This window comes from Thermoflavimicrobium daqui (assembly GCF_003313465.1).
GTDB classification, from domain to species: domain Bacteria; phylum Bacillota; class Bacilli; order Thermoactinomycetales; family Thermoactinomycetaceae; genus Thermoflavimicrobium; species Thermoflavimicrobium daqui.
Genome location: NZ_KZ845665.1, coordinates 281,404 through 294,795, shown reverse-complemented (window position 1 = coordinate 294,795; position 13,392 = coordinate 281,404). Strand labels below are relative to the sequence as shown.

General features: G+C 36.0%; 15 protein-coding genes. 4 read left to right on the top strand and 11 right to left on the bottom strand.

All coding sequences use genetic code 11. From position 1 onward, the window contains the following. Positions 1-48: 48 nt before the first annotated feature. The 6 genes from DL897_RS06985 to DL897_RS06960 form a co-directional block, all read right to left on the bottom strand. Entirely contained in the window at positions 49-519 is a 471-nt protein-coding gene (locus DL897_RS06985) for a glutathione peroxidase (RefSeq protein WP_113658428.1), read from the bottom strand. A gap of 252 nt (positions 520-771) precedes the next feature. Beyond that, positions 772-1,539, bottom strand: coding sequence for a sporulation protein (locus DL897_RS06980; RefSeq protein WP_168188692.1), 768 nt, complete (start codon positions 1,537-1,539; stop codon positions 772-774). A 157-nt stretch (positions 1,540-1,696) separates the two neighbouring features. After that, complete coding sequence (locus tag DL897_RS06975; RefSeq protein WP_168188691.1) at positions 1,697-2,299, bottom strand: DedA family protein; 603 nt, start codon at positions 2,297-2,299, stop codon at positions 1,697-1,699. Between the two features lie 197 nt (positions 2,300-2,496). Further along, a complete protein-coding gene (locus tag DL897_RS06970; RefSeq protein WP_206186498.1) occupies positions 2,497-2,946 on the bottom strand; it encodes an NADAR family protein in 450 nt (149 codons plus the stop codon). 126 nt (positions 2,947-3,072) lie between these two features. Beyond that, positions 3,073-4,173 (bottom strand): M24 family metallopeptidase, encoded by a 1,101-nt coding sequence (locus DL897_RS06965; protein WP_113658424.1) that lies wholly within the window; start codon positions 4,171-4,173, stop codon positions 3,073-3,075. 470 nt (positions 4,174-4,643) lie between these two features. Continuing rightward, on the bottom strand, positions 4,644-5,162 hold the full coding sequence (locus tag DL897_RS06960) for a Crp/Fnr family transcriptional regulator (protein WP_113658423.1): 519 nt from the start codon (positions 5,160-5,162) through the stop codon (positions 4,644-4,646). Positions 5,163-5,277: 115 nt separating this feature from the next. On the opposite strand from DL897_RS06960, the gene hmpA reads away from it, so the two are divergent. Next, positions 5,278-6,495, top strand: a complete 1,218-nt coding sequence (gene hmpA / locus DL897_RS06955) for an NO-inducible flavohemoprotein (protein WP_113658422.1) — start codon at positions 5,278-5,280, stop codon at positions 6,493-6,495. A 116-nt stretch (positions 6,496-6,611) separates the two neighbouring features. Continuing rightward, on the top strand, positions 6,612-7,526 hold the full coding sequence (locus DL897_RS06950) for a DMT family transporter (protein ID WP_113658421.1): 915 nt from the start codon (positions 6,612-6,614) through the stop codon (positions 7,524-7,526). 260 nt (positions 7,527-7,786) lie between these two features. Here the strand turns inward: DL897_RS06950 and DL897_RS06945 are convergent, their stop codons facing one another. Further along, positions 7,787-8,944, bottom strand: coding sequence for an acyl-CoA dehydrogenase family protein (locus DL897_RS06945; protein WP_113658420.1), 1,158 nt, complete (start codon positions 8,942-8,944; stop codon positions 7,787-7,789). Between the two features lie 245 nt (positions 8,945-9,189). Between DL897_RS06945 and DL897_RS06940 the strand changes: the two genes are divergently transcribed. Beyond that, positions 9,190-9,810 carry an LbetaH domain-containing protein gene (locus DL897_RS06940; protein ID WP_113658419.1) on the top strand — a complete coding sequence of 207 codons (621 nt, stop codon included), beginning with the start codon at positions 9,190-9,192 and terminating at the stop codon, positions 9,808-9,810. 59 nt (positions 9,811-9,869) lie between these two features. Here DL897_RS06940 and DL897_RS06935 read toward each other — a convergent pair whose 3' ends face one another. Further along, positions 9,870-10,313 (bottom strand): hypothetical protein, encoded by a 444-nt coding sequence (locus DL897_RS06935; protein WP_113658418.1) that lies wholly within the window; start codon positions 10,311-10,313, stop codon positions 9,870-9,872. Between the two features lie 312 nt (positions 10,314-10,625). Between DL897_RS06935 and DL897_RS06930 the strand changes: the two genes are divergently transcribed. Continuing rightward, positions 10,626-11,531 carry a hypothetical protein gene (locus DL897_RS06930; protein ID WP_113658417.1) on the top strand — a complete coding sequence of 302 codons (906 nt, stop codon included), beginning with the start codon at positions 10,626-10,628 and terminating at the stop codon, positions 11,529-11,531. A gap of 20 nt (positions 11,532-11,551) precedes the next feature. Here the strand turns inward: DL897_RS06930 and DL897_RS18820 are convergent, their stop codons facing one another. From DL897_RS18820 to DL897_RS06920, 3 genes are all read right to left on the bottom strand, one after another. Then, positions 11,552-11,677 (bottom strand): hypothetical protein, encoded by a 126-nt coding sequence (locus DL897_RS18820; protein WP_276308563.1) that lies wholly within the window; start codon positions 11,675-11,677, stop codon positions 11,552-11,554. A 330-nt stretch (positions 11,678-12,007) separates the two neighbouring features. Then, positions 12,008-12,385, bottom strand: coding sequence for a phytoene desaturase family protein (locus DL897_RS06925; protein WP_145962203.1), 378 nt, complete (start codon positions 12,383-12,385; stop codon positions 12,008-12,010). 486 nt (positions 12,386-12,871) lie between these two features. Beyond that, positions 12,872-13,384 carry a hypothetical protein gene (locus DL897_RS06920; protein WP_113658415.1) on the bottom strand — a complete coding sequence of 171 codons (513 nt, stop codon included), beginning with the start codon at positions 13,382-13,384 and terminating at the stop codon, positions 12,872-12,874. Between the last annotated feature and the right edge of the window lie 8 nt (positions 13,385-13,392).

The following is a 13,392-nucleotide window of genomic DNA, read 5'->3' as shown; positions in this document are numbered from 1 at the left end:
CCGACTTTCATTATACTTTTTTGAAACATTGGTAACCCAGATTTACGCTCATAGTGCTTGCTCGATCAATTGCACCACTTTTGGATCAAGAGGATTCACGTTACTACGGAATCGGCGAATCAGCTTTCCATCTTTGGAGATCAGGAACTTCTCAAAATTCCATTTTACCTGCCCTTCTTGATCTTGGCTAGTCAGCCATCTATATAGTGAATGAATTTCATCTCCTTGGGCATGAACCTTATCAAAAACTTCAAATGTCACTCCATAATTCGTCCTACAAAACTGCCTAATTTCTTCAATAGTACCTGGTTCCTGACCTCCAAAGTCATTACTAGGAAAGGCTAAGAGCCTAAGTCCCTGGTCACGATAGGTTTGATATAACTTTTCAAGATCTTTATATTGTGGAGTGTAACCACATTTAGATGCTACATTCACAATCAATACAGGAAATCCTTTGTACTCTTGTAAGCTTTTTTCAATGCCTTGTGCAGTTCTAACAACCATATTATAGAAATCCATTTTACCTTCCTCCATATTCCTTTTTCTATTCATCCCAAATAAGATGAAAGCGATTTTCCTTACCTATAGCCTTGTGCTGTTTCATTATGCTCAGAGACAATATAACATTCCTTAATTAAATGTCTTTTTTTATACATATATCCTTATTTTAATCAAACCAACCTCATTCTCTCCACTTATTTAACAAAAGCACTGGAAAAAGGCACTGGAATACTCCAGTGCCCGCTTGTTTACAAACATTTTTATAAAATATTAACGTTTAATTTGTGCTTCAATCGTTTGATCAAGAAGGTTAGCAAGTTCGTCCTCGCTCCTCTGTAAGTCAAGGTCACTTAAGTGAACTCGTACCCATACATCTATGCTACTCTTCCAATCATTTACTTCGCGCGCTTTGCGGTCTATCTCTAATAGTATTTCCATTCCTTTTTCTTCAAGGAAAAAAATGCATTCAATTTCCTTTAACTTTCCAATATATTTACAAGAAAAATCGGGTCTAAATTCAAATTCTTGTATAAAAGGTAAACGTCGTTTAAGAAAAGGAGCATATTCACTGTCTACTATCCGTAGCTCAAATTTCCTCTGGCCCATTACTCTTAACATTTTCTCTATCCAAGGATGTGGTTGAACAACGATTTGGTCATTATCTTTTGCATCAAGACCATATTTTATATCTAAATTGGTTTTTATCCATACAGTACAAGTTCTTAAAGAGATGGGTGTATCGATAGGTAACTGAAATTGAAAAGGAAAACTTCTCGATTCACTAGGTGAAATCGTAAATCGATGTAGAACACGATGGGAATATATTTTAATTGACTGAGAATATCCTGAATCTAATTGGTAATTTGCCATCACATAGAGATCCATATCATCAATTTCTTGGGCGACTTCTCCTCCCAGAACATGGACTTTTCCTGTTACCAAATCACCGGGGCGATAGGTCGATTCGTCAAGAATAGTATCGACTTGTGCACCGCCTATTCCTAAAAGATTGGCCGAAATCTTCTTAAATAAGGACAAAAAACCACTCCCATTTAAAATAAATTATAAATTTATTATAATACCATCATATTAACAAATCAAATCTTGTTATAATAATTTGAATCGTTTTAGATCAATCCTTTTCTGGATTCAATACGAAAAGCGACACCTTACCATAAGTAAAGTGTCACATCGATTAGCCACGCTCTGTTTGTTCAGATTGTCTCTGTTTCTTTTTCATTCGCCAAATAACCACACCAACACCAATTAAGATTAGCAGAATTACTCCAGTCATATAACCAACATGTTGTAGACGGGCTAATAAACGTTGAATACTATCTAAGCTGCCTGAATGGCCCATCAACAGTAAAAACGCATTCCAAGGAAATACTCCAAAGTACGTAAATAAAAGATAACGCCAAAAACGAACTTTACACATTCCAGAAATAAATGACATGTAGTTTCCTACACTTAGTGGGCGGGTAAATATAATACTCCATTCACCATATTTCCGAAACCAATTTTGTGTTTTTTCAATTTTGGTAGGATCAAATTTCTTCTTAGTAAACCCTTCCAATTTTCTTCCGATCATATATGGAATCAAACTAAAGATCGAAAATACCACCCCATTTGCTGCAGCAATTAGAATAAGTTGCCAAGGACTAGCTGGATACATCAAACCAAAAACAAGCACAACCCAAGCCCCTGGAAAGGGTAATGCTGAGGCTTCAATCGCTGTGGCAATAAATAAGGCCAAGACTCCATATTCTTTTAAGAATTCCATTAAATACTGCAGCATGTCCCCACTCCTTAAAATAGGACGATCATCAAAACAATGAGCCCAATAAGAGATCATTGTAGAAATTATTTATAAAATCATTCTAATTATTAGAGATAAATAGCTAATTCAAAAACATTTCGGTCATTACTACCTTATTTAGTATATCGAAATGTATCATCTTTTACTATAAAACCATTTCGAATTTCTAAGGTAAGTTATGGTTTTATCAATTTTGCTCTAACTTCCATCAAAATTTTACCTAACATGTTTTTTCCCGTTCCATCTATACCACAACCCCAGTATCTATCATGCGTTGTTTTTTCGATAATCTCTTCATCACCCGTTGAAACTAAGTATTCATGAACATCACGATGTGTCATTACTTTACAAAGTACAACTTTTCGCATGACATCATCTTTTACATCTTCCCAATCAGGACGAATCGGAATTTTTCGTGAACGTCCGAGCTTTGCAGCAATCATAGGTGATTTTGTATTTCGAATCTTTTCGCTATAGGAAGGATTGATGGTAATGAACTTTTGTGCTTGAAAATAATGTTCACTCGTTGGCCAGATTTGTCCATCTAATTCAATTGGATAAGATGCGAAATTAGAAAAACAACCATATTTTTCATTCGTTCGATAGAAATAAATAGGCATTTGCATCCCTCGCTTATAATTCTTACTATTCAGTTTGTAAGAAAAATTCTCTAATATTGTAGCTGTTCAATTAAGAAAGGCACTCTCTTTTATTATCATAAAAAAAGCTCGCAAAAAAGGATACGAGCTATTTCAACAAATGACTTGTAATTCTTTAGGAAAAGAGGTAAGCGTTTCATAGCCTGTCGTTGTAATAACTACGTCATCTTCAATTCGAACACCGCATAGATTAGGTATATAAATTCCTGGTTCAATGGTAAAAGTCATACCTACCTGTAGTAGATTCTCATTGGTTGCATTAAGTGATGGGTATTCATGAAGTTCCATCCCCAAACCATGACCAACACGATGAGTAAAATACTTGCCATACCCAGCTTCTTCAATAACAGATCGTGCAGCTTGATCCAAGTTACCCACTCTGATATCAGGCTTACAATGGTTTAGCGCCTCTAGCTGTGCTTGAAGAACCACCTCATAAATTTCTTGTTGTTTCTCATCGATCGTCCCAAAAGCAACCGTACGGGTAATATCTGAACAATATCCTTTCCATTTTACACCCAAATCGAATAGGACCATGTCACCCTTGTTTAATTCTCGTAGCCCTGGAGTTCCATGTGGCAAGGCCGATTTTTCTCCAAATAAAACCATCGTATCAAAAGCCATACCTTCGATCCCTTTTTTCTTTAACTCTAACTCAATTTGACCGAGAACTTCCATCTCTGTGCAGCCTTTTTTCAAAAAGTTCATTCCTATTTCGACTCCATAATCTGCAAGCCTTGCTGCTTCTCGCATCCAATCGATCTCTTGATCTGTCTTAATTAAACGCCATTTATTTATTTCCTCATCGATGGAAACAATCTCATTTGATGCTATAACCTGTGTAAGCTGTTCTACTCGTGCATAACTTACTCGTTCTTTTTCGATAGCAATCCTTATTTGTCGATTAGGTAATCGCTTCCGAACCTCATTTCGCACAATTTCCCATGGATTTTCAACATCATCATATCCAATCACAGTATATGACCAACCTGAATCTTGAGCTTTATCCACATCCAACAATGGACAAATTAAAAAAGGTTCAGCATGTGGAAAAATAAACAGCCCCAGAAAGCGTTCATGAGGTTCACACATAAACTGTGTTAAATAGTAAACATTGGTTGAAGAATGAATCATTGCCATATCTAATTGCTCATTTTGTAACCAAGATATTACCTGATAAAGTCGTTTATCCATAACCTTTGATCCCTCACAGAATAGGATGACATAAATATTCTAACACCCTCTTCCAATAAAAACAAAAAAAGAAGTTTAAAGGATAGTGAAAAGAGGTAAATAGCTATTATTATACTCACGCGACTCTCCTGCTGATAAAAATTTTTCTATATGAATAGATATTGCATTGAAATGAGGTGAATGATATGAAAAACAAAGGATATTTGTGCGAATGTTGTGGAAAATTGACAGCAAAATATGAGGCTCGTACCTTTCTAGAAGGGAAAAATCTACTCTTATGCGCTAAATGTCTAGCTGAAACAAAATCTTTACTGACTCCATCTTTAAATAAAGGATCATATGCTTCTCACACCACCCATTCTAATAAAAGTTCTTACTAAATGTGCATCCGTATCACTTCTATAGTGATACGGATATTTTTTTGAGAAGGTCTCACTTAGTTCTTTTTCTCTAGATGAACTTCTTTTTTATTACTTTACAAAAGATTCATTGATTATTTTATTCTTTTTTAAATAACGATTAACGGTTTCTCGACTCATTCCTAAGAATTGACCAATTTCTTCTTGTGTTAATAAGTCTTCAATGGGATGATCTGGACAATATTTATATAACCAGTCACGAAATAATGGAATTCGTTTGCTTGTTGGAACGGTAGTCATACTTACCCGTTCCTGCATCCGAACTAAATTTCTCTCTAATATTTGGGCTAGCTCAAATTGCTTAGCTGGATTTTCCTTTAGCTCTTTATACCAAGAATCTGCAGGTATGACCTGCACTTCACTAGGAAGGACTGCACTCACTGTAGCATAGTAAGGTTTAGGACTAAATAACGAGTGGTGAGGAAATAATTCACCTGGAGTTAACAAGTTCAGTAATACACAAGTGCCATCTTCTTGAAAGCGAACCACTTTGAGCAAACCATTCTTCAATCGAAAAATATCACCTTGTTCACCTTGTATAAATAAAACTTCACCCTTATGAAGATTCAACTCAAGTTCACCTCTTTGTCACTTTTCATGTGATTAAAATCACAGAATCAATTTACGTATAGAAGTTAAACTATAACTAGATAATATCCTATATTCATGAAAGGCAGTGATTTAAATGCTTAGTCATCACACTAAAGAGATCATTAAATCGACTGTGCCTGTTTTAGAAGCTCATGGTGAACAGATCACTAGCCGCTTTTATCAGATGATGTTTGAAGCACATCCTGAATTAAAAAATATATTTAATCAAACCCATCAAAAGTTAAAAGATCAACCTCGAGCTCTAGCAAATGCTGTTTATGCTGCAGCTGCTAATATTGACCACTTAGAAGATATTCTTCCGGCAATTCAAGTCGTTTTCCATAAACATCGCAGTATTGGAATTAAACCTGAGCACTATCCGATCGTTGGTAAATTCCTCTTACTCGCTATTAAAGATGTGCTTGGAGATGCAGCTACAGATGAAATTATTGATGCTTGGAAACAAACCTATGGGGTGTTAGCTGATATATTTATCACTACTGAGCAAAACTTATACGATAAAGCTGAACATCAGCCAGGCGGCTGGAAAGGTTATCGTCCATTTATCGTAGATAAAAAGATACAAGAAAGTAATGTAATTACTTCTTTCTATCTTAAGCCTGCTGATGGACAAGCCATTCCAAATTACCTTCCAGGGCAATATATTAGCTTACGAGTCAACATAGAAGGCTATGATTATACCATGATTCGCCAATATAGTCTGTCAGATGCATCTGGTAACGATTATTATAGAATCTCTGTAAAACGTGAAGATGGCTCTTCAAATAAGCCGGCAGGTATTGTTTCTACCTATCTTCATCAGCAGGTTCAAGTAGGTGATCAACTTGAGATCAGTGCACCAGCTGGCGACTTTTATCTTGATCTTCAAAAAGATACACCTGTTGTACTCTTGAGTGGTGGTGTAGGAATGACCCCATTAATTAGTATGCTTAATACCATGATTCAAAAGCAACCTGAGCGGCAAATTTATTATATTCATTCAGCAATTAGCGGAGAATATCATGCGATGAAAGAATATCTTCAAAAACGTGCGGAGGAAAATAATCAACTTCATTATTATGTGGTATATGAAAAACCAACTGAAGATGATCGTTTAGCCCATCGCTTCCACAAAGAGGGTTATGTTGATTTAGACTGGTTAAAAACCGTAATTCCCAATGAGAAAGCAGATTTTTACTTCTGTGGCCCTACTCCTTATATGAAAGCTATTAAAAAATTATTAGAAATAATTGGAATTCCTGATGAAAATATTCATTTTGAATTCTTTGGTCCTAAGGGGAATTTGGAGTAAGTAAGTTTCCTTAAGAACAGCTCGAATTTGAGAGCTGTTCTTTTATTGCTTATTTTTGTAGAATGCGATATATTGCATATAAGAGAGTATAATAGATAGGAGGCATTTATACCATTATGAATAAAGCAATTCCAAATCACCATTATCGATTAAAAGGAATTTCTATGGTTATCATTAGTTGTGCTTTGTGGGGAATTTCTGGTTCGATGGTACAGTACTTAATTCAACATTACGGATTCCAGACTAACTGGCTAGTCACTATACGCTTACTAATCTCTGGAGTCGTCTTACTTTGTTTCTCCTCTTTCACAGATACAACTCATTCCATTTGGACTGTATGGAAAAATAAGTCAGATCGTTTACCTTTAATTCTTTATTCCATTTTCGGAATGTTAGCAGTACAATATACATTTTTTAAGGCAATCGAAACCAGCAATATTGCATCGGCTGCACTACTACAATATTTAGGTCCTGTCTTTATTACCGTTTATCTAGCCATTCGACTCCAACGAATGCCTAATAAATATGAAATGATCGCATTAATTCTTGCTTTATTTGGCACCTTCTTTTTAATTACAAGTGGTAAGATCGATAAGTTAAATATCCCGTTTGAGGGATTTATATGGGGGATATCATCAGCAGTTTTCTTAGCTTTTTATACCATTTATCCAAAGAAACTCATTCAACGCTGGGGCACTACTCAAGTTAACGGTTGGGCTATGCTTATCGGTGGCATCATTTTAAGCTTCATTGCTCCACCTTGGCAGCTTCCAGAAAACACATCATTCGATTCAATCTCCCTTTTAATATTTATTATTCTTTTTGGTACTGCGATTCCTTTTTCTCTCTACACACGTAGTATTCTATATATTAAACCCAATGAAACAAGCATTTTAGCAAGTTCTGAACCACTCACAGCAGCAATTATCTCCGTTATTTGGCTACATGTTCCTTTTGGTATTTTCGAATGGGTCGGAAGTTTTTGTATTATATTAGCAGCGATTATATTAGGCTCAAAAGTAAAAAGCTAAAATTTAATTATTTCTTTGAGATAGTCGTTTGATTGGAAAAGTAATGCGGATTATAAGACAGTATCAGCAGGCACTATTGTAATAAAATAGTGCCTGCTTTTCATAAGTTGACCTTCCGTTGCTCATAAAGACACAATCGGCCCATCTAGATGAAATCTTCTTAAAATAAAATCGCCCACTTCAGTTTGATAGAGTCTATATCAATACCATTAAATACTTTTACTACCTATATGCTTAACCTCCGTCCATCTTCTCAAATCTTACTTATCTCTTTGTTCAAAAGCTCGTTGGGCTAACATCTGGATCGTCATATCATCCATAGGTGGATTATGTAATCCCCCACGAACATCACGATAATATCTCTCAAGTGGAAAGCGTCGATATAAGCTATGACCTCCAACGATTCGCATAGCTAAGTCTACAATATGACATGCCGTATTTGTAACTACTAATTTCGTTGCTGCTAATTCAGGAGCTAGATGTAGTCTCTGCTGTGGATCATGATCCCAACGCTCTGCCATGGAATAAAGCAGTGTTTGTGCTGTGAAATATTCTACTTCCATTTCCCCGATGAAACGCTGTATATGTGGAAATTGTTGAATTGAACCCGATATACCATATGGGGAGTAGTCTTTAGCAAATTGGACGGCAAAACGGCGTGCAGCTTTGGCCACTCCTAAATAACAAGCCGGAATATGCAACATCCACCCACGCCCATAACTTCTTTTCTGTTTTTCAGGCATGATTCGTAGTAATGACTCCTCAGGTAGCACCACATTCTTAAGCCTTATATCATGACTAATCGTTCCACGCATACCAAGGGTATTCCATGTTTCTTCGTAGAAAACACCAGGCAATCCTTTTCGAATCAAGAATTCCGCAACTTCACCTGTTTCTTTTATCGTAGCTGTTACAAGTAAAAAATCCAGCGCTTTACTCATACTTGCAAATGTTTTGTATCCTGTGATTTCCCAACCTTTCATCGTTCTCTGGGCTATGGTCTGTGGATTTCCTCCACGTGAGGGACTGCCTGTCGTAGGTTCTGTTGCAATGCGATTAATTAATTTTTTCTGGGTGATGATCTCATGACAGATATCAGCGAATTGATCTTGAGGCCATTGACGAAGTGTTGCTTGTTCCATCAAAATACTTAAATGCCATCCCAATGATAAAGCGGTTGAGGCATCACCTTCACCTAAGTATTCTATAACCCGAACCAACTCGGATAATGTAATTTCATGTCCGCCAAACTCTTTGGGTATCGTTAATTCTAAAAAGCCTGCTTCTTTCAGATCCTTAAAATTTTTTTCTGGAAAATCTGCCTTTTCATCTACTTCTGCTGCTCTTTGTGCAAATCGTTCCGATAAAGCTCTTGCTTTTTCCAATAAAGCTGTTGCATTGCCTAAATCATTATTCAAACAAAACACCTCTGTCTTTAAATAATTCTTCTTAAAAGTTTAATCTAAGCGTATACGTACCCAAACATCTACTATTTCCCTATTTCAAAAGAGTAATTATACGATTATGAAATTTAGGAATAAGGGAAGTTCCCTATCTCCTTGGGCTAAACCTTATTCCCATCTTTAACAAAATTAAAATGACGGACTAGCACGAAATATCTTCAGTTTTCATAGGTTATGGTCTAGAAAGGAAGGGATACACATTGATTGGTAAACACTCACTTCATAGCATTTTATTTCATAATCCACCCGTTCGCGAAGCTCCTTTCCCCACGTATCCAACGATCAGTCGAAAAGCTGTCATCGGCTCTAATTCAGTAATCATTGGTGATATACGGATTGCAAAAGATGTCTTTATTGGCTTCCACAATGTGCTACGCGCTGATGCTTCCCCACCGTTTTATATTGGTCCTAGAACCAACATACAAGACTTTGTAATAATGCATTGTCATCCCGGAGAATCAATCTGCCTAAATAATGAAGCTGTAGGTGTGTATATTGAAGGAGATGTAAGTGTTTTACATCATGCCGCTGTTCATGGTCCACTCTTTATCGGACATAACACATTGATCGGTCAGCATGCTTCTATCTATGGAGCCACAATCGGTTGCAATTGTGTTATTATGCACGGAGCTGTTATTACTAATCATGTAAAAATTGCTGACAATCGCTTCGTAGCTCCTGGTCAATCTGTCTATACCCAGAGGCAAGCAGATGATCTTCCTGAGGTTCCGCAAAAATACAAAAATCTAAATCCCCAAATCGTAGACTATTATTATCGTCTTGGAAAGTCATATCATAAAAATACCCCTCTTACACTGTAGGAACATTGGATACTGTAGAACCTAAAGAATTTGAGGTAAGGGCCAACTTAGTTGCGATTTCATAAATCATTAAGAAAATCTTTCATTTTTGATAAAATATTTTCCTTCTCATAATTACTTTCCCATTCTTCTTCAATAGCTGCATAAAGGCGGCTATACTCGTCACTAGTAATGATCTTCTGTGCTAAGAGTTGGTCAAAACATTGGAGTTTCGCCTTTGTTCGATGAATGATCTCTTCATAAGTTAATCCCTTGGCAAATTGACGTTGATTATATAAAACATGACCAGCTTCATGTGCTAGAATATCGAGAAACAAACGAAAGTCCATTTGATTTTGATCTCCAAAAATATATATAATATGCCCCCCATTTCGAAACTCCACAAAACCATTCTCTGGATGCTCATGATGTATAAAGTAAACTTCACAGCCGATATATTTTTCTATCCATTGGACACACTCCTCCATCTGCTGCCAATTGCCATTCTTCCTATCATCAACCACTTAGCATCGTTCCCTTTTCCTTCCCACGACTTATGTTATTTCTCATTGAGACTGTTTTCTAGAACAGCCACTCATCATTTTCTACTCAATCTCACTGCCTAGATTTTATAATCATAGACAAGAACAACTCGATTCATTTGTATAGGCTCAATGATGAATACAGCCATACACCTTCTATTATTTTATACGAGAATAAACCTTATAAAACGATGGTTAAGTAAAATAACGAAGAAAATTTTTGTTTCAAATCACGGGAGGGAATAATTAGATTAATTAGAAATTATAGGTAATCGAAAGAATGGAGGTTTTGCAATGGATAGAAATGAGAAAAACTTTTTTGAGCTCCCCCCAATGAAACAGCTGGAGTTTTTTGCTACTGATGAACTATCCTATCGAAAAAATACCATAAAATCTCTGCTTCATAAGTTCGAAAAGTTGAAATCACCATGGCTTCCTCTTGTTACACTTAGTCTAGCTTTAGTCTCTTCAGCAACGGCTTCGGCTATGCCACCCAATTCGTCTATCTATAGCCATGTTCCTTCTCCTAGTCCTCTTCCTACACTAAAGCCAGCAATCAATGTGACACCATCATTAAAAGAAAAACATCCTTTCGTTCCTACCAAAGAAATGAAGATAGTTCAGGAGCCCATCAAACAAAAAACTCATCTAAAATCAAAAGTGATCCATAAAGTAAAAGCCACCACAAAAAAACCAACAAACTCCTCCATATTAATCACACCGACCAAAAAAATCGAGAGAAAAATTGATTTCTCAGATATTCCTACAGATTTACCTAGTACAAACCATGTCATTCCTTCTGAAGATGATGTTTTCTTATCCAAGAACAACCATGTTAAGATAGACAAAGTTCAACCCTTAAAGTTGGAGGTTTTTGGGGAGATCAATGGCAATGCAATTGATCTAAATGTAGAGGGGACCATTAGTGATGATCATTATAGCTCTACTATGCATTCGCAAAATCAATCAGAAGAAAAAGTAGAGGGAAATGTACAAACAGACTTACGCACAATCGAAAAACTAAAACCTAAAAAAAGTTATGAGCAAAACAGGGAAGCTAATTTCCATCATTCCAAACTCCAAGGATTCATTGAACAACTAGCCGAATTAGACATTGATAAAGTTACCATCGAAGCAAAAGGCAAGAAATATATTATACAAAAGATAGCGAATAGTAATTCATCGGATCCAGAACTTTAGGTAGAAATTGAAATAGAATCTTATTCACTTACAGGTATTGCGGGCTGAAAGCCCACGGTTTCAATCGTGGGATGAAAGACTGCGTTGCTCGGTAATCCCTTTTTGGGATTGCTTAGAGCAACAATTTTCTGTATAATCGAATACATGAACGGTGCTCATCCTACTTATAGTAGGTTTTGTTCCTAAGTACGTCATGGTATGGGGTTCTAGTGGCGAACAAGTCTTTCCCACTAGGTAAAATCATGAGAGTGAGTGAAAAGGAACTAGAACGCTGGTGATAGGCGTTCCGCCTATGTGGGTACATTTCTAACTGCATGGGACGGGGTGATGACACACCCCTGAACTTGGGAGTTGTTCAAAACGGAAACGGACTGCGAACGCTAACTACCCAAGAATCCCATCGGCCTCAGCCGTGGGAGTGTCAATTCCCCACCTTATTCCTGAATATAATCCCTTAAAATATTTACCATTTTTTGCTAGCCTCCACGAGGATAAAATGCCCCACCTTGATAAGAGGTAATCACACACATCATAAAAAGAGCAGATAACTCGTTCATAGGAACTCCTGCATATGGATGTAAGGAGCCTAGTACTTTGGAAGCATGTGGATGCTTAAAGCGGTTATCCAGATATTCTGCAAAAAACATCCCCATGATGTCAAACACTTTTTTAGAAATAGTTTCACTTTTCTCATAACTATTCCCAAAAATGAAATTACCTATTTGTTTGATTTCTAATAGAGTTTCTTTAATTGCTTGTTGATCTTCTGGGAACCATTTCCCCATCTTTTGAGCTAATTGATCTATATTTGCAGGTATATCATAACGATAATTTCCTAAAACCAAACGATACATCGGATCTACTTCTAAAAATTTAATCTTCTTCAGTAGCACCAGCTTGTGCTAATAATGCACCTGCTGTTAAGCCACCTAAACCTGATCCAATAATAATCACATCATATGTTTCTTCTAAGTTTCCCAATACGATAACCTCCATAAATTTATTATCTTTAAAATTGGTTAAATATCATCTGCTTTATTTTAAATTTTATTTTATGAAACTATATGTACCTCCTTTTCATTATTTCACTTCAATTCATAATAGATGTAATATTAGGTGCACAGTTGCAATTTATAGTATCCTTATTCCTTTCTTTTCTAAAAAACATGGTCTCTTTTAAATAATCAAGCCCAACTTATTAAAAAATACTAAAAATTTTTAATGATGAATATTTTTATTTATCATTTTTATATTAACTTCGTTATAAATAAAAAAGCTCCTACATGATAGGAACTAGCGAATGCATCATCTTAATGCTGTCTAAATTTATATCTATCTAATTAATCTTCAATCGAACGTTTCAAAGCTACAATTGTATCCTCTATTTCAGTTTGTTTTGTTACCCAACTCCGCATCATATCAAAAATCTGATCAAATCGTTCTACTTGGATTTTCATATTGTTATTCATTGATTCAGCCAGTGTATTTATACTCATCTGCATATTAATCATTTGCTGATTATGCTGCTTGACCTCAGTTTGGAGTTTTTGGATCTGCTTCTCTTGTTGCTTTATATCGGTTTGAATTTCCTGTACTTTTGTATCCAATTGATCAAATCTCTTATTTGTTCGCATCTCTAATCCATGAAATAAAGATTGTAGTATGACATAACCAGCCTCCGCCTTATCTTCTACCGTTGCAGCTGCTTCCTCTGAAGTACCAAGCGCTATCATTTCTAAGGTACGTGCTACTGCTTCAACTTCATCCTTTATAGCCATCGTTTCTTGTATTTCATTCATATTCATTTTTAACAAGCCCATTTCTTTAAATAAATGATCCATTTTCTCTTCCATATTTATCC

What these genes read in the sequence shown, in the direction of transcription:
- DL897_RS06930 (WP_113658417.1), top strand. Translation starts at nt 10,626, where the DNA reads ATGGATAGAAATGAGAAAAACTTTTTTGAGCTCCCCCCAATGAAACAG.
- DL897_RS06950 (WP_113658421.1), top strand. Translation starts at nt 6,612, where the DNA reads ATGAATAAAGCAATTCCAAATCACCATTATCGATTAAAAGGAATTTCT.
- DL897_RS06970 (WP_206186498.1), bottom strand. Translation starts at nt 2,946, where the DNA reads ATGCAAATGCCTATTTATTTCTATCGAACGAATGAAAAATATGGTTGT.
- DL897_RS06925 (WP_145962203.1), bottom strand. Translation starts at nt 12,385, where the DNA reads ATGTATCGTTTGGTTTTAGGAAATTATCGTTATGATATACCTGCAAAT.
- DL897_RS06965 (WP_113658424.1), bottom strand. Translation starts at nt 4,173, where the DNA reads ATGGATAAACGACTTTATCAGGTAATATCTTGGTTACAAAATGAGCAA.
- DL897_RS06920 (WP_113658415.1), bottom strand. Translation starts at nt 13,384, where the DNA reads ATGGAAGAGAAAATGGATCATTTATTTAAAGAAATGGGCTTGTTAAAA.
- DL897_RS18820 (WP_276308563.1), bottom strand. Translation starts at nt 11,677, where the DNA reads ATGTATTCGATTATACAGAAAATTGTTGCTCTAAGCAATCCCAAAAAG.
- DL897_RS06985 (WP_113658428.1), bottom strand. Translation starts at nt 519, where the DNA reads ATGGATTTCTATAATATGGTTGTTAGAACTGCACAAGGCATTGAAAAA.
- hmpA (WP_113658422.1), top strand. Translation starts at nt 5,278, where the DNA reads ATGCTTAGTCATCACACTAAAGAGATCATTAAATCGACTGTGCCTGTT.
- DL897_RS06975 (WP_168188691.1), bottom strand. Translation starts at nt 2,299, where the DNA reads ATGCTGCAGTATTTAATGGAATTCTTAAAAGAATATGGAGTCTTGGCC.